The sequence below is a fragment of the Clostridium peptidivorans genome (genome assembly GCF_900205925.1).
GTDB classification, from domain to species: Bacteria; Bacillota; Clostridia; order Clostridiales; family Clostridiaceae; genus Clostridium_AK; species Clostridium_AK peptidivorans.
The window spans coordinates 1-18,400 of the sequence record NZ_OAOD01000028.1 but is presented as its reverse complement, the minus strand read 5'-3'; the positions used below and the strand labels follow the sequence as shown (position 1 = coordinate 18,400).

Genomic DNA, 18,400 nt, shown 5'->3' with positions numbered 1-18,400 from the left:
TGTAGAAAGCATTGAACAAGCAATTAGAAGCTCTTTATTTCTGACTTTAAAACACCGTAAAGAATTTTCTACTGTCTGAGCGACAGCGAGTTTAGAAAATTTAGGTGGCTTAAAGTCAGAAATATTAGAGCTTCTTTGCGCAGTGAACTGCTTTCCTAAATGCAAATCTCATACGGTAAATTCCACATTAATTGTTATCAACAAACTCACTTGGTATCATTTCTAAGAACCTGCTTGGTTTTTTTCCACCATTTCTTGAGGCACTTAGATATAAATTTCTCTTGGCACGAGTCATGGCTACATAAAAGGTTCTTGCCTCTTCCCTTAAGTCATCAGATTTTACTGATTGATAACTTGGAAATATCATTTCTTGAAGCCCTGCTAAAAATACATAATCAAACTCAGCTCCCTTTGCTTGATGCACTGTAATAATTGGAATTTTAGGTCTTTTTGAAGTTATGCTTTCTATTTCAGTATTTGAAAGAGCTGTAAGTTTTAAAAATTCTCCTAAAGCCTCCATTGGAGATAGGGATTCATTATCTCCTTCTTTAGCTATGAGATAAAGATTTCTTACGTTTTCAATTCTTTGAGGTTCTTTACTATATACATCCTTTATTCCTGAAATATTTACTATATGAGTAATAACATCAAAAGGTCTTGTAATCTTTGCTTCTTCTCTTAAATCATTAATGTCATCACACAGCTCCATAAACTTTTCACTATACCTACTATAAAATTCTTCTCTTTCATCTAAAATAGGTAAAAGTTTATCTACTAAAATATTTAAAAGTACATCTTTAGTTGCAAGTACATCATCTATGGCATTGTGACTAGATTTTACTTCTGTATCAAATAAATTACTTAAGGTTTCAAGCTTATGATTTTTAAGCCTTGGGTAAAATCTTCTACTTAAATCCAATGTGTCAAAATAAGTTATAAATTCTGCTTCTCCTAAATTTAATCTTTTAAGTTCATTATTAAAAATACTTATATCATAGGATACATTATGTCCAAGTACAATTCTGTCTTGCACATATTCTTTAAACTCCCTTAAAACCTTCTCTTTAGACTCTCCATTTTCCCTTAAAAATTCATCACTAAATCCATGAACATCACAGGAAGTTCCAACACTTTTTGTAGGGATTAAAAATCTTTCAAATTTATCTAGTATTTCACCCTCATCATTTATTCTTACTGCAGATATTTGAATTATTTCATCCTTTTCAGTATCTACCCCTGTGCTTTCCACATCAAATATAACTACATTTCCCTCACTTAACCCATCTAATAATGGTCTATAAGGCTCTCCGTAATCTAATGTAAAGCTATTTATAAAGTCTGTAAGCTTAATTCCAAGTGACTTAGCATCCTTATCTTCTATTTCTTCTATGGTCTTATCTCCTACTCCCTTTACAAATCTTTTAATTATTCTTCTAAGACTTGTATAATCAAAAGGATTTTTAATTAATTTTAAATAGGAAAGTATATCCTTAATTTCTTGTCGTCTAAAAAATTTAAAATCATCCACAAGTAAAAACTCTAGTCTTTTTTCCTTTGGAATTCTTGTATTAATCATAGTAAAAATAGAACTTAAGTCCTTAGCTGTTCTATTTCCTCTGGTAAGTATTGCAATTTTCCTTACATCTTGCTCCTTAAGAGCATTTATATTATCAAAAATCCACTTAGCTTCTTCATTAAAATCTAAAGCAACTTTAAGCTTAATCTTATCTCCTTTAAAACTTACTTTAGACTCTATACCATCTTCATATATTTCACTTACTTCCTTATTAAAGGCATTTTTTAAAAATCCATAGGAAGCATCTAAAAGAATTTCGCTGCTTCTGTAATTTTCATCAAAAGCTACAAAAACAGGACTGTACTCCTCTTTAAACTTTTTAAGTATAATTTCTGGATTAGACCCTCTCCAAGCATATATGGTTTGAAATTTATCACCGCACATCAAGATGTTATTTCCAGGGAACAATTTAGAAATAATGTTATATTCAAGTTCACTTGTATCCTGAACCTCATCTATATGTAAATACTTAAATTTTTTTCTCCACTTTTCTACTACCTTTTTATTTAAAAATAGCTCATTGCAATTTAATAAAAGATCGTCAAAATCTACTGCATGCCTTTCTGCAATCCTTGCATTATAAGCTTCTATAAATTTTCCACCATAAGTTTCAAGGTATTTTACCATGTCAAGCCTTACCTTGTAGTTATTATCTACGCATATGGATTTTATCTTTTCTATATCATATTTATATAATGAAGCTACTATTTCCTCATAGGTACCTTCTTTATAAACTGTCTTTTTTTCTTTAACTTCTCTTATAAATGATTGAAGCGAATTTACAGGAAACTTATTTATATTAAACTCTGCTATTACTTCCTTTGTATCTTCTTCATCATATATAATAAAATCAGATGGTATGTCAGTATGTTCCTTTGCCTCTTCTTTTATAATATCAAAGCAAAAACTATGAAAGGTTTTTATTCTTACTCTTTGTGAAGCCTTTACAAGCATTTCACTTATCTTTTCTGTCATTTCCTTGCACGCTCTATTTGTAAAGGTTAAGCATAATATTTCTTCTGCCTCTGCCATTTTTTTCTCTAATATATTTGCAATTCTTAAAGATAATGTTCTAGTTTTCCCCGTTCCTGCTGAAGCCAATAGTAGTACATTTTTATCTAGCTCCTGTACTATTGAAAGTTGCTTTTCATTACAGCTTGCTAATTCCTCATTAAAATTTAGCACAATACCCTCCATATTTTTAGTTAGTATCTTCTGCCTAGTTTAAACTTTATTCCTGCTTTTAACTCTTCTAAGTAGTCTCTTATCTGAACGTCTTCTCTTAATATATGACTTTCTATCCATTTACATACAAACTCCAAAAGTTCTAAAATTGCTCCTTGTTGGTTTGCATCTATTGCCTTTAAGTCTAAATTATTAATCTTTTGTATAAACTTATAATGCATGTCTTTTTGCTCATCATATTTAGGATATTCGTAAAGCTTCATTATTTTTTCTTCATTATTAAAGTGATATACAGTATAACTTTTAAGCTCTTCTACAAGATCCATTATTTTATCATAGTAATCAATGTAATTGTCATTTTTAGCTAAAGCATGTATTTGACTTCCTATTTCAAAAAGTCTTTTATGCTCCTCATCTATTGCATTAACTCCAGTGTCAAATTCTTCTCTCCATTCAAACACTTTTGCTCCCCTCCTTTTTAGTTAATAATTAATAAACTAACTTAACTTAGCATATATATCTATTATCTAAACTGTTTCCCTAATAATAAGCTCTGTTTCAAAATATATCTGATTTTTATCTATAGGATTTTCCAAGATTAAATCTATAAGCATTTTGCAGGATTCTCTACCCATTAAATATATTGGTTGTGCTAATGTTGTAAGTTCTGGTTCAAAAAAACTTGATAAAGTTATATTATCAAATCCCATTACACTTATATCTTCGGGTATTCTTATACCTTTCTTTATAAGATATTTTATGCCTGCACAAGCCATTATATCATTGCTATAAAATATGGCATCTACATTTTCATTTCTATTTAATATCTCTTCTGTAGCTTTTATTCCACCCTCAATAGTAAAATCTCCTTGTGCTACTAAATCTTCATCATAAAATCCTTTTACATCCATACACTCTTTATATCCTAAAAATCTTTCCTCTGAAGTCTTTAATCCATAAGGTCCCTTTACGAAGGCAATTTTTTTCTTTCCCTTATTGTATAAATACTCCATTCCCTTTCGTATTCCCTCTTTGTTTAAAACATACACTCCGTAATGTTCTTCTTCAAGCTCTATATGTCTGTCCACTACTACAAACGGAACATTATTATCTTTTAAAACTTTTATACTTTGATATCCTTCTCCACCTGAGATAAATATAACTCCATCTACAAGCTTACTTATAAGAAGCTGCGTATATCCCTTTTCCTTTTCTTCCTCATTATCTGTATTGCAAAATATAACATTATATCCTAGGCTCCCTGCTCCATCTTCTATTGCCCTTGCAATTTCAGAAAAAAATGGATTTGTTATATCAGGCAAAATTATTCCTATAGTATTTGTTTTCTTTGTGCTTAAACTTCTTGCAATAGAATTAGGGATATAATTATATTTATTTGCTATTTCCAATACCCTATTTTTAGTTTCCTCGCTTATATTTGTTTCTTTATTATTTAAAACCATGGATACAGTGGTTTTAGATACCTTGGCCATTTCAGCTATATCCTTCATTGTAATTTTTCTCATAAAAACCCCTCTTATATAAATAAATAAATTAGCAGTTAATAGTTTATGGAAGAATTCACCTAGTCAGAATTCTTATTCTTTAATATTATATAATATTAAAGAAAGTTCGTAAAATACGAACTTTCTTCATACACTATTAACTATTCAACATTTATTAACTAGTTACTTAATTATTTCTTTTCTATTATCTTTAAATCTACTGGTATTTCTTTTTGCACGCTTTCTTTGTTTATAACTTTAACTGCATTTTCAACAGCCATGCTTCCCATTAAATCTGGTTGCTGTGCAATTGTAGCTGCCATTTCTCCAGCTTCTACAGCTTTTATAGCATCTGGTGTTCCATCAAATCCTACAACTAAAGCCTTTTTACCCTTTAATGCCTTTAAAGCACCTAATGCCATTTCATCGTTATGAGCAAATATAGCATCAAAGTTTGGAGTAGCCTGTATTATGTTTTCCATAACACTTAATCCCTTTTGTCTATCAAAATCTGCTGGCTGGCTTGATACAACTTTAACTCCAGCTTTTCCGTCTACACCTTTATGGAATCCTGTACCTCTATCTCTTGTTGCAGAAGCTCCTGGTATTCCTTGAAGCTCAACTATGTTTGCTTTTCCGCCTAATTTATTTAGTATAAATTCTGCTGCCATCTGTCCACCCTTAACATTGTCAGAAGCTATATGAGATGCTATAGTTCCACCATTTGATTTTCTATCTACAGTAAGTACTGGAATTTTTGCATCATTTGCAACTTTTATAGCATTTACTACTGCATCACTATCTGTTGGGTTAACAATTATTGCTGCAACCCCCTGCTGTACTAGATCTTCAATATTAGATCTTTCTTTTGCTGCTTCATTTTGAGAATCTAAAACTACTAATTCATATCCAAGTTCCTTAGCCTTTTTTTCAGCCCCTTCCTTCATAGATACAAAGAAAGGATTGTTTAAAGTTGATATTGCAAGACCTATTTTTTTACTTTCTTTTTTTTGTCCTGCTTGTTGTCCACAGCCTGTAAGGCCTCCTAGCATAAGCATTCCTGTTAGAGCAAGTGAAAGCATTTTTACCTTTGTTCTTTTCATTTTAAACCCCTCCGTTTAATTAATTTTTGATTATTTTTTGCCCTTCTTATCAAGTAATATAGCAAATAATATTACTGCACCTTTTACAATGGACTGGTAGTATGGGGAAACATTCATAAGATTTAATCCATTGTTTAAAACCCCTATTATCATAGCACCTATTAAAGTTCCAGTTATAGAACCTTCACCACCTGAAAGGCTTGTGCCTCCAAGTACTACTGCGGCTATTGCATCTAATTCAAAACCTACCCCAGCATTTGGTGATGCAGAACCTACTCTGCTTGTAACTATAACCCCTGCAAGTGCTGCAGTAATTCCACTTATTACATATACTAGTGTTTTTACTTTATCAGTATTTATACCTGAAAGCCTTGCTGAGTCTTCATTTCCGCCTAGTGCATAGACATATCTTCCGTATCTTGTTTGAGTTAAAATGTACCAAGCTATTATAAATACTAAAAATATTATTAGTACTGGCATTGGAATCCCTGCTATTTTTTTATTTCCTATATTTATAAAGTTTCCAGAAATACCTGATATCGGAGTCCCATTAGTGTATACATAAGTTGCTCCTCTAAATATAGTCATACTAGCTAAGGTAACGATAAATGCCTGCATTTTACCTTTTGAAACAAATAAACCATTAAAAAGTCCTATTATAGCTCCTAAAACAATTGCTATTAAAAGTGGAACCAAAATTCCACCATTGGACCCTTTAGCAAATGTTGCTGCTATTGCTCCTGCAAGCGCTAAGGTTGAGCCTACAGAAAGGTCAATTCCTCCAGTAAGTATTACAAAAGACATTCCTATGGCAAGTATTGCATTAACAGATACTTGAGTTAATACATTTAATATGTTATTTATATTTAAAAATCTTGGAGCTGCAATTGATATAATCACACAAAGAACTATCAATCCAAGTAATGACTTAAACTTCAAAAGCGTACTCTTTATATCCTTATTCATCAGTACTTCCCCTTTCCTCTTTGCTAATCATTAGTTATTAGCAACTGATTACTATTTAATTCCCACTGCATATTTCATTATACTTTCCTGCGTTGCATCTTCACGGCTTAGTTCTCCTGTAACTTTTCCTTCATTCATTACAATAACTCTATCACTTACACCAAGTATCTCTGCCATATCTGAGGAAATCATAATTATTGCTTTCCCCTCTTTTTTAAGTTCATTTAAAACTTCATATATTTCTTTTTTAGCTCCTACGTCTATACCCTTTGTAGGTTCATCCACTATGAGTAAGTTAGGTGATAACATAATCCATTTTGCAATTATTGCCTTTTGTTGATTACCACCACTTAAATTTTTCATTATTTGAGTATGAGAAGGAGTTTTTACTGAAAGTTTTTCTATATACTCCTTAATTTCCTTAAGCTCTTCCTTAGTATCTATTCTCTTAAATGCATTTTCATATTTTTTAAGATTGCTTAATGTCATGTTTGTTCCAACAGCCATATTAAGCACTAATCCTTCTTTTTTTCTATCCTCAGAAAGATATGCTATACCATGTGCTATAGCATCTTTGGGGGAATTTATATTGACCTTTTCGCCATTTATATATACTTCGCCTGAAGTTTTTTTGTATTCTCCAAATATGGCTTTTGCAGTTTCAGTTCTACCAGAACCCATAAGCCCTGCAAACCCTACTATTTCTCCAGATTTAATTTCAAAAGAAACATCTTTTACTTTACTTTTGTAACTTAAATTTTCAACCTTTAAAACTACATTTCCCTTTTTTTCTTCCCTATAAGGAAATTGTTCTTCAAGTTTTCTTCCTACCATCATAGCAATAAGGCTGTCCTTATCTACATCCTTTATCATTGCCTCTCCAATATACTGTCCATCTCTTAAAACCGTTACTCTATCGCATATGGCAAATATTTCATCCATTCTATGAGATATATATATTATAGCTATGCCTTGACTTCTTAATTTTTCTATAACTTCAAATAGCTTTTCTGTCTCCACATCTGTAAGTGCAGTAGTTGGCTCATCCATAATTATTATCTTGGAATTCTTAGATACAGCCTTTATTATTTCTATCATCTGCATTTCCCCTACAGTTAAATCGGATGTCATAGTACTTGGATCTGTAGTAAATCCAATCCTACCTAAAAGCTCTCTGCTTTTTTCTATCATATATTTCTTATCTAATTTTCTAAAAATCCCGTTATATTTTTCATTTCCTAAAAATATATTTTCATATATAGTAAGATTTGGAAGTAAACTTAATTCCTGATGGATTATAGATACTCCTAAAGCTTCAGCATCTTTTATGCCTGTTACATTTACTTCTTTACCTTCTATGAAAATCTTTCCTTCATTCTTTGCATATACACCGCTTAAAATCTTCATAAGAGTGGATTTACCTGCTCCATTTTCACCTAAAAGAGCCATTACTTCTCCACCATAAGCTTTTAAGTTTACATTTTGAAGGGCTTTTACCCCTGGAAACGATTTTGATATATTTTGCATTTCTAATAGAGGTGTCTTATTTTCCATATCATTTCCCCCTTTAAAAAACTACGCCAGATTTTAAAATTATGTTGGCATATGGTGTCTGCTCTCCTGTCCTAACTACTGCCTTACATTTCTTTAAGTTTTCCTTTAATTCTTCATGGCTTATCCATGTAATTTTTACGTTTCCTATTTCCTTTGCTATCTCCTCATAAACTTTAGGACTAGCTTCTTTTGTTTCCCTTGCAATTTCAACTTCTTCTATTTGAAGTTCAGTTAAAACTGCCTTTAATGTATCTATAAATGTTGGTAAATTCTTTATAATTGCTAAATCTATTCTTTCAGTTGAGCTAGGTATTGGAAGACCTGCATCTCCTATGGCAATACTATCTGTATGACCCATTTGAGATATAACTCTTGATATGTCACTGTTTAATAATGGGGTCTTTTTCATTGGTATTCCTCCCATATTTAATAATAATTAAGCTTTCATTACTTCTTCAAGTGTAGGTATTGATGTTTGAGCTCCTTTTCTTTGTACTACTATTGAAGAAACCTTGTTTGCAAAAGTTATTGCTTTTGTTAATACTTCATAGTTTAAGCTTTCCTCATCACAAAGTTTTATTGCCACACCACCTATAAAACTATCTCCTGCTGCAGTTGTATCTATGGCCTTAACCTTATGAGCTGGAACTATACAAAATTCATCCTTTGAAACAAGTGCTGCTCCTCTTTCCCCTAAAGTTATTATTACAAATTTAACTCCCTTATCTAAAAAAGTCTTAGAAGCCTCTTTTATTTTATCTTCACTATCCACTTTTATTCCTGTAAGTTCATATGCTTCTGTTTCGTTTGGAGCAATTATATCTGTATACTTTAAAAGTTCTTCTGGAACTTTTCTTGCTGGTGCTGGATTTAATATAGTTATAACTCCATTTTCTTTTGCCATTTTAAATGCTTCTATACTTCTCTCAACCGGTGTTTCAAATTGAGCTATAAGCACCTTTGAATTTACTATAGCTTTTTCTGACTTTTTAATCTCTTCACTAGTTATAGCCATATTTGAACCAGAAACTACTATAATCGAGTTGTTTCCTTCATCATCCACAGGTATTATTGCCGTCCCTGTAGGTTCTTTTTCATCTGTATATAAATATTCTAAATTTACATCATCATCTTTAAGAGCTTCGACTAACTTGTGCCCATTGTCATCGTTTCCAACTTTACCTATCATATATACGTTAGCTCCAAGTCTTCTTGCTGCTACTGCCTGATTAGCGCCCTTGCCTCCTGGAATTTTATCACATCCCTTAGCAAGTATTGTCTCTCCGCTTTTAACCATTCTTTCAACTTTAAGCACTATATCCATATTAAGGCTTCCTAGCACACAAATACTATTTTTCATTAAGTATTCACCCACCTAATCATACTTAACCGATTTACTAAACCGATTTACTAAATTATATAATATTATATATTCCATGTCAACGTTTTACATCACTTATTTTTTTTGAATTACGCCAATGTGCTATACTATTTATACTTATAAGTACAACAAATAAACTATGCTTTGTCACTAATTTAACAACCTATTTATGAATATATTAACAAATTTTATTATTTTTAGCAAATTGATAATTTAATATTTGAAAATGTCCAAATATAAAAAGCACTTAATCCAATCCGAGATTAGTGCTTCTTATATTTTTAATTATACAACACAACTTTTGCCTCTATTCTTTTTTTAGTAATTTCAATAAGTACATAGGAGTACCATCTTTCATTAAACTTTTTAGTTGGAGATCCTGGATTTATTAAAAGTGTCTTTTTTTTGGTTTTTATAATGGGTTGATGACTATGTCCAAAAATAATTATATCAACCTTATCCTTTTCAAATTCATTATACGCTCTATCCATAGTGCTTTCTCCAGAACCATGACCATGATACAGCCCAATTTTATACCCTTCTATGTTTATTATTTCTCTTTGTTTAAGTTCTTCTGTAAGCTTTCCCTTATCATTGTTTCCGTAAACTGCAATAACTTTTTTATACTTTTGCATTCTATGAAGCACATCAATTGAGGTAAAGTCTCCTACATGAATAATTAGATCCACGTCAGAAAAGTATCTTTTAATTATTTCTTCTATTTTTTCAGGATGCTTACTCAAATGGGTATCCCCTGTTACCCCTATTTTCATTTAAACACCGCCCTATAATTTTGTTACGTATTATGATATGAAATATTTTTTAATTAAGGCACTGATTATCAGTATTTTATGGATTTTTTCACTTTTTATTATACTTTCTAGTTACCAAGGCGAAATTCCATCCTTCAGCAGTCTATTATGGATATTTTTTAATGTTAAATATATAGTATAGAATCACCATCGTAGAAACCGTTTCCAGTTAACACTTAGCACTAAGCTTTTACTGCTGAATATATGGGTATGGGATTTGCATTGTAGAAAGTATTGAACAAGCATTAAAAAGTCTTTATTTCTAAATTTTAAAAATCCGTTAGGAACCTTCTACTGTTTGAGCTTCAGCGAGTTTAGAAGATTTAGGAGTTTTGAAAGTTAGAAATATTAGACTTTTTTTGCGAAGTGAACTACTTTCCTAGATGCAAATCCCATGCCCCTGACCATTCAACATTAAATATTAAAACGCTTCATATATAACTTTTAGTGCTTTTTCAAAGTCTCCATTTTCAACTCCAATAATTATATTTATTTCACTAGAGCCCTGAGTTATCATTCTAACATTTACATCATTTTCATATAATGCATTAAATAACTTGGCTGAAATTCCTGCATTTCTTTTCATAACCTTACCAACTACAGCAATTAACGCCATATCCCCATGAACTTCTATAAAATCAGGCTTACATTTAAACCTTATTTCCTCTAATATTTCTTCAATTTTTCCATTTAGCTCTGAGTTAGAAACTATTACAGATACGTTATCTATTCCTGAAGGCATGTGCTCAAATGCCATATTATGATCTTCAAGGATAGAAAGCACTCTTCTACAATATCCCTTTTCAGCATTCATCATTGTCTTTTCAATAGTTATTACAGTAAAGTCCTTTTTACCTGCTACCCCTGTAATTGTATTGTATTTATTTTCAAAGTTATCATCACTAACTATAAGGGTTCCCTTGTCTTCAGGACTATTTGTATTTTTAATATTTATAGGTATTCCAGCTTCTCTTACTGGAAATACAGCTTCTTCATGAAGCACTGTAGCTCCCATGTAAGAAAGCTCTCTTAATTCCTTATAAGTTATTTTTTCTATATTTCTTGGATTATCTACTATTCTTGGATCTGCCATTAAAAATCCTGAAACATCCGTCCAGTTTTCATATAAAGCTGCATTAACTCCTCTGGATATTATAGATCCTGTTATATCTGAACCACCTCTTGAAAATGTCTTTATATCTCCATTCTCTAAGGCACCATAAAATCCTGGTATTACTGCTCTTTCAATACTTGATAACTTTTCACTTACTCTTTTAACGGTAACTTCTAAATCAAGTACTCCTTTTTCATTAAAGTATATCAGTTCCTTAGGATCAACAAAAGGTATATCTAAATATGCTGCAAGTATAAGCCCATTTAAATACTCTCCTCTACTCGCTGTATAATCTTTGCTTGCCCCATTTTTAACTTTTTCTCGTACTATATTAAGTTCATTTTTTATATCTAAGTCTAAATTTAATTCTTCTACAAGCCCCACGTATCTTTCTTCAATTATATTAAATACTTCCTCAAAGGAAATGTTTTGCTCAACATGAGCATGACAAAGATATAATAAGTCAGTTATTTTATAATCTTCCTTAAATCTTTTTCCCGGTGCTGAAGGAACTATGTACTTTCTTCTTAAATCCTCCGTTACAATTGATTTTACCTTTTTAAATTGCGCACTATCTGCTAAAGAACTGCCACCAAATTTTGCTACAATAATTTCATTCATAAAAAAGCCCCCTGTTTGTTATTTTTCATTTGCTAAATAATTATCAATTTCTATCCTTTAATTTAATAAATTAACGTAATAAATTTACAAGTTATTAAATTAATAAGATTATATTACTTTACTATAAAGTTTTCAATTGCTAATTGTCAACAATAAAAGGAAATTGAGACATTTTTAATATTGAACCTACCATATGATATTTGCATTTAGGAAAGCCGTTCACTGCGCAAAAAAGCTCTAATATTTGTAATTTAAAACCGCCTAAACTCGCTATTGCTCGGACAGTAGAAAGTTCTTAACGACGTTTTAAAATTACAAACAAAGAGCTGCATGATTTATAGAAATTCTTTGATTTCGTTATAAATCAGTACATCTCAGGTTACTGAGATGTTTCTAATTTTTGCTTGTTCAATGCTTTCTACAATGCAAATCTCATACTATATGTTCAACATTTAAAATATTTCTCAGATTTACTAGCTGAAGAAAGAAATTTCACTTTAGGAAAGTTTCCCTTTAAATTGATACTTATCAAAGGGCTAGTAAGCGCAAAGACCGGTAGGTCGTAGAATATTAATCGCACTATTTTGTATTAAAATCCTTTCGTTTAATGCATCAATTGTTAAAATAAAGATATTTTTAATGTTGAGAGAAGCATTGAATGAGCTTTAAAACGGCTTTATTTATAAATTTAAAATAGCGTACAGAGCCTCCTACTGTCTGAGCGACAGCGAGTTTGGGAGGCTTAGGTATTTTAAATTTATAAATATTAGCCGTTTTTAGCGAAATGAACGCCTTCCTAGATGAAAATTCTATGTGACCAGCTCAACATTAAAAATGTCGCACTTTTTCTAGTCTTCGTCTAAATAAATTCCATACATGCGATGTTTTTTGCACTTATCATTTTTGCTACATTTCTTATCCTCTTTATCATACATATCCTTCATTTTACTTTTTTCTTTTTTATGACACTTATCGCAATCATCATCATCCCTATCATGCATTTCATGATGCATTCCATGGTGCATTCCATCATGCATTCCATGGTGCATTCCATGATGCATTCCATGCATACCCATCATCATTGGGCTCATTCCGTGATGCATACCCATCATCATTGGACACATGCAACACTGCATCATTGGGCACATGCAACACTGCATCATTGGACACATTCCGCAATGCATATGGTGCATACCATGATCCATTTCGTGCATACCATGCATCATTGGGCACATGCCACAATCCATTTCATGCATACCATGCATCGTTGGACACATGCCACAATCCATTTCGTGCATACCATGCATCATTGGCTTTTCCATACAGTCCATATCATAAATATCTTTCATACCTGTCATGTTATTCATATCATCCATGTCATATATGTCTTTCATACCTGTCATGTTATTCATGTCATAAACATCTTTCATTCCAGTCATGTTATTCATGTCATAAACATCTTTCATTCCAGTCATGTTATTCATGTCATAAACATCTTTCATGCCTGTCATGTTATTCATGTCATGAACACCTTTCATTCCAGCTACATTATCTGTCTCACCTATGTCTTTAATATTGTAAATATCCTCCATGTTGTTCATATCTGATTCATATTTACTTTTCTTCATTTCGTTATCATCCCTATACATTTCTTGATAAAACCTACCCATCATATTTCTTTTCATATTTACACCCCTATTTTTAAAATGCTACGTTATATAATATGAAGGTTTTATTAAAAATGTGCTAATAGGCTTAAATTTTCTTTATCATTTCCAGTATCACTTCATTTTTTAGACTATCATTTAATTCGCTAATATATTTATGTAAATTAACATCTTTTTCTTTATATGCTTTAAGAAGCTTTAATATTGTATTTTCTATATTTTCATCATTAGTTACACTAACTTTTTTAATTTTACTATTTGCTACTATGATGTTTTCTTCTACACTTTGAGATGTTATATTTAAAAGTTTTTCTTTAATTTCCTCATTTATTACTTCAATTATATTTTCCTTGAGCCATTTTAATGTAATCTTAGGAAGTTCCATCTCTATAGCTGCTTTAGCTTCTTCATCAGCAATTTCATTATAAAGATCCCCTGTATGACTATCTACCTTCACAAAAATTATTTTAAGATTATAATTTGCCATAAGAGAATTCATTGTATCGTAATATTCCTCAGAAGATTTGTCTCTTCTTTCCCAATACCCTGTTGCATGATGGGAGATTCCTTCATAATCATGAAAAATTACAATTTCATTATATCCCTTTTTTACTGCATATTCCGCTGCTCTAACTGAGGCCTTAAGTTCTCCCGCAATTTGTCTTAATGCCTTTTTAGAGTCATCCACTGGCGCTCCATTTTCTATGTACTCTATGATATTATCACGAACCACCACAAGTCCATACCCAAATTTACCTGTAGATATATTAAAACTTCCATCTACATACGCATGAGGTATATCTAAAGGATAAGAATCCTCTCCCTTTTTTAAGAGTTTTTTTGTGTCAGCTAAAAAGCCTTTAGCTTCTACCATGGATTCAAAACTTTTATATTTAGCACCCTTAACTCCCTTAACATATTTTAAGCAATCAGCCCAAGTATCTACAATTAAATCCTCTATCTTTTTATTATTTTCAAAATCAAATCCTTCTTTAATTGCATAAACTTTCTTCCCCATATTTTCCTCCTTTTACGGTATAGATGAAATTCATATTGTTGAATTTCTATAATTATATAAATCAAAAGGAACTTTCGCCAACGCGAAATTCCTTCATACAGCAGTCTAAATGAAGATATTTTTAATGTTGAATATAGCATAAGATTTGCATCGTAGAAATCATTGAATGAGCTTAGAACGGCTTTATTTCTGACTTTAAAGCACCGTTAAGAGCCTTCTATTGTCTGAGCAAAGCGAGTTTAGAAGGCTTAGGCGATTTAAAACGAAGAAATATTTGCCGTTATTAGTGAAATGAACTGATTTCCTAGATGCAAATCTTATGCTTCCGATTCAGCATTAAAAAATATCAAAACTATATTCTTTATAATAGCATATATTGGTACTATTGCAAAAGCAGTAAATGGTCCTCCTAAAGCTATTGCCCCTATTACTAAAAATATATCAGTTAAAGGATGTATGCTCATACTTTTAGCCATTATTGCAGGAACTACAACTCTTCCCTTTAAAGTCTGAACGATAATAAATAAAACCATAAGCTTTAAAAACATAGAAAGTCCCATTCCTATTGCTATAACCACAGGGATTATCATTGAAATAAAAAATCCTACAAAGGGTATAAATGCAAGTATAAATGTTATGGTTGAAAGAAGCAGTGCATTTGGCATGCCTATGATTTTATATCCTAAAAATATCATACTAGCTAGAGCTAGGGCTACTTTTGCCTGACCTGTAACATAATGACTAAGTATGATATCACTTTCAGATAATATTTCATCTGAAATTTTCTTGTACCTTTTAGGTATTAATTTTAAAATCTTATCCTTAAATTTATCTCCATCCTTAAGCATGTAAAACACTATAACCACTATGAGAAATACTGTGGAAAATGCATTCATAAAATATCCTATAATCCTCATAAAATTATATCCTATTTGTTGAATATAATTTTTAGTAGAAGCTGCTATCAAGGCATATATTTCATTAACATTTATAAAACTATTTATCCAACTCATAAATCCATCAATTTGTTTTTTATCATTTAAAATTATCCAAATTTGTCTTGTAAGCTGTTCGAACTGTCCATAGGCATATTTACTAAAATAAGATAGTAATCCACTTAAAATAAATGTGCATATTATTAATGTAAGCAAACTTGCTTTGCCTCGAGTAAGCCCTTTTTTTATAAAAATATTATTAAGAGGCCTTGTTATATAAAATAACAATGCAGAAATAAGCAAAGGAATTAAAAATGCCTTAGCTATGGTTAGCATAAGCTTATGAACAATTTTTAACCTTCCTAATAAAACAAAGGCTAACACTCCTAAATTTACTATTATTAAAATTTGAATTATTTTAGTTCTTATAATAATCACTCCAATACACATTTGGATTAATAATTAGAAATTAAAAATATTTATCTTTATCATTTCCTTAATCTTAATGGTTTATTAAATAATTGTAACATTTAAATTAAATTTCCTTTTAAAAATTGGAAATCTATTGAACCATATGGTATAATTACTGATAAAATTAGAAATTTTTAACTTGGTTAAAAATTCAATCTAATAAATTTCTATATATTAATTAAATTACAAAAGAGGGTTATTAACATGAGAAAAAAGTCAATCAAACAATCTACACTTAATAAAATTTTAAGTACCATTGCAATTGTACTAGCTATTTTATTAATTAGTGGTGGCGTACTTATTAGAAAGGCATTCAAAGCGGAACAAACTATACAAACTAAAAGAATGGATCTTAAAGATTCAGTGGTTAAGCTTGGAGATGGTGCTGATTATTTATCAATTCAAGCAAGAAATTATGCTCAATTGGGTGAAAAAGAACATTATGACAACTACATTCGAGAATTAACCGAAACTAAATCAATGGAAAATGCAGAAGAAGTATTAATGAAGCTTCATATAACAGAAGAACAACTAGATTTAATTGAAAAAGCTAAAAACTCATCAGCTCAGTTAAGAAAAATAGAACAAGAAGCATTTAAAGCAGTTGCACAAAAGGATTTTAATAAAGCCCGCCAGTTAATGTTTGACTCCAATTATGACAATGAATCAATGGTTTTAACAGATACACTAACAAAATTACAAAATAGCATTGATGAAAAGTCAGCTAATGAGCTAAAAATAGCCGAAGCAGTGCTAACTAGATACATAATACTTTTAATTATTTTAACCTTTGCATTAATTATATCTACCTTGGCAAATGTGTTCATTTATACAACTAAAGTTATAAATCCTATTAAAAAATTAAGAGATATTTTGCTTGAAGTGTCTAAAGGAGATTTTTCTGTAGATATCAATCTTCCTGTAAATGAATCTGAAATTGGAGAACTTACAGGTGCAGTTAAACAAACTGTGGCTAATATTTCGTCCATACTTCAATCATTTAAGAAAACTTCTGAAAATATAGATGAAAAATCGCTTTCCTTAGCTGCAATATCTGAAGAAATGACCTCAGTATCAGAAAGTGTGGCAAGTGCAATACAAGATATAGCTGAAGGGACAGGCTCTCAATCACAGGATTTAACTTCTATCAGTACCATATTGAATCAATTTGGTGAAAAGCTTGAAAAAATTGTTCAAGATATATTAGATGTGGATGTAACCGCCAAAAACTTTAACTCTATGGCAAGTGATAGTAATAATAATATGAAGTTTTTATCCGATTCAGTAAGAAATGTAGAAATTTCTTTTAAGGATTTTGCTTCAAAAATATCCACACTCGGACAAGATATAACTAAAATAAATGAAATTACAAGTATTATAAATGGCATTGCAGACCAGACAAATTTATTAGCCTTAAATGCCTCTATTGAAGCTGCTCGTGCAGGAGAAGCAGGTCGTGGATTCGCTGTAGTTGCAGAAGAGATAAGAAAACTTGCAGAACAAACAAAGGTTTCATCAGATAATATAAATACATTAGTAAGTAGTATATCAAATAACTCAACTACCATTTTAAATACTACAGATACTATGGACGACGAGTTAAAAAATCAAGATAACGTTATAAAAAATACAGTGGTCTCATTCCAAAACATACTACAGGGTATAAATAATATAATTCCTAAAGTTCAATCAGTTACCGAGGCCGCTGAGACTATAAATAGGGACAAGGATATTATACTTGAAAAGGTTGAATCTTCCTCTTCCGTTGCTCAAGAGATATCTGCATCCTCCGAAGAAATTTCAGCTTCAACTGAAGAAATGAATAGTTCTTCATTAGATGTTGCCAGGTCTGCACAAGACTTAACTGAAATAACAAGTAAAGTGATAAATGAAATTAATAAGTTCAAACTAAGCAATCAATAAATAATTTATACCAAAATGAAATTGCGACAGTTTTAATGTTGAACCTACCGTATGGGATTTGCATCTAGGAAAGCGTTCATTTCGCTAAGAACGACTAATATTTATAAATAAAGCCGTTCTAAAGCTCATTCAATGCTTTCTACGATGCAAATCCCATACTGAATTCAACGTTAAAACTGTCTTCATTTTAAGACTTGATATATAATCTTTTAGGGCGGCAGCCCGGAGAGTTACCATAATTTATGTGAAACAAAAATTTAATTTATCGTTACGGTAGTATGGCAAAAAGTTCTTAATAGAAAATTGGATGATTAATATTTTACGGCCTGCCGGTCTACCGACTTCTCAGTCCTCTGATAAGTATCAATTTAAAAGGAATTTCGCCAAAGCGAAATTCCCTCCTTTAGTAAGGTAAGCCTGAGTGATATTTTTAATGTTGAACATAAGTATGGAATTTGCATTGTAGAAAGCATTGAGTAAGCATTAAAAGGTCTTTATTTCTGAAATTAAAATGTCGTTAAGAACCTTCTACTGTCTGACCAAAGGGAGTTTAGAAGGTTTAGATATTT

The 18,400-nt window shown here is 31.0% G+C and carries 14 protein-coding genes; 1 reads left to right on the top strand and 13 read right to left on the bottom strand.

Annotated features, from left to right (window positions below; translation table 11 throughout):
- Positions 1-187 precede the first annotated feature (187 nt).
- From CRN98_RS15665 to CRN98_RS15605, 13 genes are all read right to left on the bottom strand, one after another.
- The gene (locus CRN98_RS15665; protein ID WP_242961013.1) at positions 188-2,761 is read right to left on the bottom strand and encodes a 3'-5' exonuclease; all 2,574 of its coding nucleotides are present in this window, start codon (positions 2,759-2,761) and stop codon (positions 188-190) included.
- A 20-nt stretch (positions 2,762-2,781) separates the two neighbouring features.
- Complete coding sequence (locus CRN98_RS15660) at positions 2,782-3,222, bottom strand: bacteriohemerythrin (RefSeq protein WP_097028365.1); 441 nt, start codon at positions 3,220-3,222, stop codon at positions 2,782-2,784.
- Positions 3,223-3,288: 66 nt separating this feature from the next.
- Positions 3,289-4,287, bottom strand: a complete 999-nt coding sequence (locus tag CRN98_RS15655; RefSeq protein ID WP_097028364.1) for a LacI family DNA-binding transcriptional regulator — start codon at positions 4,285-4,287, stop codon at positions 3,289-3,291.
- Positions 4,288-4,457: 170 nt separating this feature from the next.
- Entirely contained in the window at positions 4,458-5,369 is a 912-nt protein-coding gene (gene rbsB, locus CRN98_RS15650; RefSeq protein ID WP_097028363.1) for a ribose ABC transporter substrate-binding protein RbsB, read from the bottom strand.
- A 30-nt stretch (positions 5,370-5,399) separates the two neighbouring features.
- Complete coding sequence (locus tag CRN98_RS15645) at positions 5,400-6,335, bottom strand: ABC transporter permease (RefSeq protein ID WP_097028362.1); 936 nt, start codon at positions 6,333-6,335, stop codon at positions 5,400-5,402.
- A 51-nt stretch (positions 6,336-6,386) separates the two neighbouring features.
- A complete protein-coding gene (locus tag CRN98_RS15640) occupies positions 6,387-7,889 on the bottom strand; it encodes a sugar ABC transporter ATP-binding protein (protein ID WP_097028361.1) in 1,503 nt (500 codons plus the stop codon).
- 13 nt (positions 7,890-7,902) lie between these two features.
- Complete coding sequence (rbsD, locus tag CRN98_RS15635) at positions 7,903-8,298, bottom strand: D-ribose pyranase (protein ID WP_097028360.1); 396 nt, start codon at positions 8,296-8,298, stop codon at positions 7,903-7,905.
- Positions 8,299-8,325: 27 nt separating this feature from the next.
- Positions 8,326-9,249: a ribokinase gene (gene rbsK, locus CRN98_RS15630; RefSeq protein ID WP_097028359.1), complete on the bottom strand. Its 924-nt coding sequence runs from the start codon at positions 9,247-9,249 to the stop codon at positions 8,326-8,328.
- A 302-nt stretch (positions 9,250-9,551) separates the two neighbouring features.
- Complete coding sequence (locus tag CRN98_RS15625) at positions 9,552-10,043, bottom strand: metallophosphoesterase family protein (protein ID WP_097028358.1); 492 nt, start codon at positions 10,041-10,043, stop codon at positions 9,552-9,554.
- Between the two features lie 460 nt (positions 10,044-10,503).
- Positions 10,504-11,817, bottom strand: coding sequence for an aspartate kinase (locus CRN98_RS15620; RefSeq protein WP_097028357.1), 1,314 nt, complete (start codon positions 11,815-11,817; stop codon positions 10,504-10,506).
- Between the two features lie 848 nt (positions 11,818-12,665).
- Entirely contained in the window at positions 12,666-13,502 is an 837-nt protein-coding gene (locus CRN98_RS15615; protein WP_097028356.1) for a hypothetical protein, read from the bottom strand.
- Positions 13,503-13,572: 70 nt separating this feature from the next.
- Positions 13,573-14,502: a ribonuclease H1 domain-containing protein gene (locus CRN98_RS15610; RefSeq protein WP_097028355.1), complete on the bottom strand. Its 930-nt coding sequence runs from the start codon at positions 14,500-14,502 to the stop codon at positions 13,573-13,575.
- A 317-nt stretch (positions 14,503-14,819) separates the two neighbouring features.
- Positions 14,820-15,887 (bottom strand): AI-2E family transporter, encoded by a 1,068-nt coding sequence (locus tag CRN98_RS15605; RefSeq protein WP_242961012.1) that lies wholly within the window; start codon positions 15,885-15,887, stop codon positions 14,820-14,822.
- A 225-nt stretch (positions 15,888-16,112) separates the two neighbouring features.
- On the opposite strand from CRN98_RS15605, the gene CRN98_RS15600 reads away from it, so the two are divergent.
- A complete protein-coding gene (locus tag CRN98_RS15600) occupies positions 16,113-17,831 on the top strand; it encodes a methyl-accepting chemotaxis protein (RefSeq protein WP_097028354.1) in 1,719 nt (572 codons plus the stop codon).
- Positions 17,832-18,400 lie beyond the last annotated feature (569 nt).

Excerpts from the sequence above, each read along its gene's own strand:
- CRN98_RS15605 (WP_242961012.1), bottom strand. The coding sequence starts at position 15,887 with ATGTGTATTGGAGTGATTATTATAAGAACTAAAATAATTCAAATTTTA.
- CRN98_RS15610 (WP_097028355.1), bottom strand. The coding sequence starts at position 14,502 with ATGGGGAAGAAAGTTTATGCAATTAAAGAAGGATTTGATTTTGAAAAT.
- rbsK (WP_097028359.1), bottom strand. The coding sequence starts at position 9,249 with ATGAAAAATAGTATTTGTGTGCTAGGAAGCCTTAATATGGATATAGTG.
- CRN98_RS15625 (WP_097028358.1), bottom strand. The coding sequence starts at position 10,043 with ATGAAAATAGGGGTAACAGGGGATACCCATTTGAGTAAGCATCCTGAA.
- CRN98_RS15600 (WP_097028354.1), top strand. The coding sequence starts at position 16,113 with ATGAGAAAAAAGTCAATCAAACAATCTACACTTAATAAAATTTTAAGT.
- CRN98_RS15655 (WP_097028364.1), bottom strand. The coding sequence starts at position 4,287 with ATGAGAAAAATTACAATGAAGGATATAGCTGAAATGGCCAAGGTATCT.
- CRN98_RS15615 (WP_097028356.1), bottom strand. The coding sequence starts at position 13,502 with ATGAAAAGAAATATGATGGGTAGGTTTTATCAAGAAATGTATAGGGAT.
- CRN98_RS15640 (WP_097028361.1), bottom strand. The coding sequence starts at position 7,889 with ATGGAAAATAAGACACCTCTATTAGAAATGCAAAATATATCAAAATCG.
- rbsB (WP_097028363.1), bottom strand. The coding sequence starts at position 5,369 with ATGAAAAGAACAAAGGTAAAAATGCTTTCACTTGCTCTAACAGGAATG.
- CRN98_RS15645 (WP_097028362.1), bottom strand. The coding sequence starts at position 6,335 with ATGAATAAGGATATAAAGAGTACGCTTTTGAAGTTTAAGTCATTACTT.
- rbsD (WP_097028360.1), bottom strand. The coding sequence starts at position 8,298 with ATGAAAAAGACCCCATTATTAAACAGTGACATATCAAGAGTTATATCT.
- CRN98_RS15620 (WP_097028357.1), bottom strand. The coding sequence starts at position 11,817 with ATGAATGAAATTATTGTAGCAAAATTTGGTGGCAGTTCTTTAGCAGAT.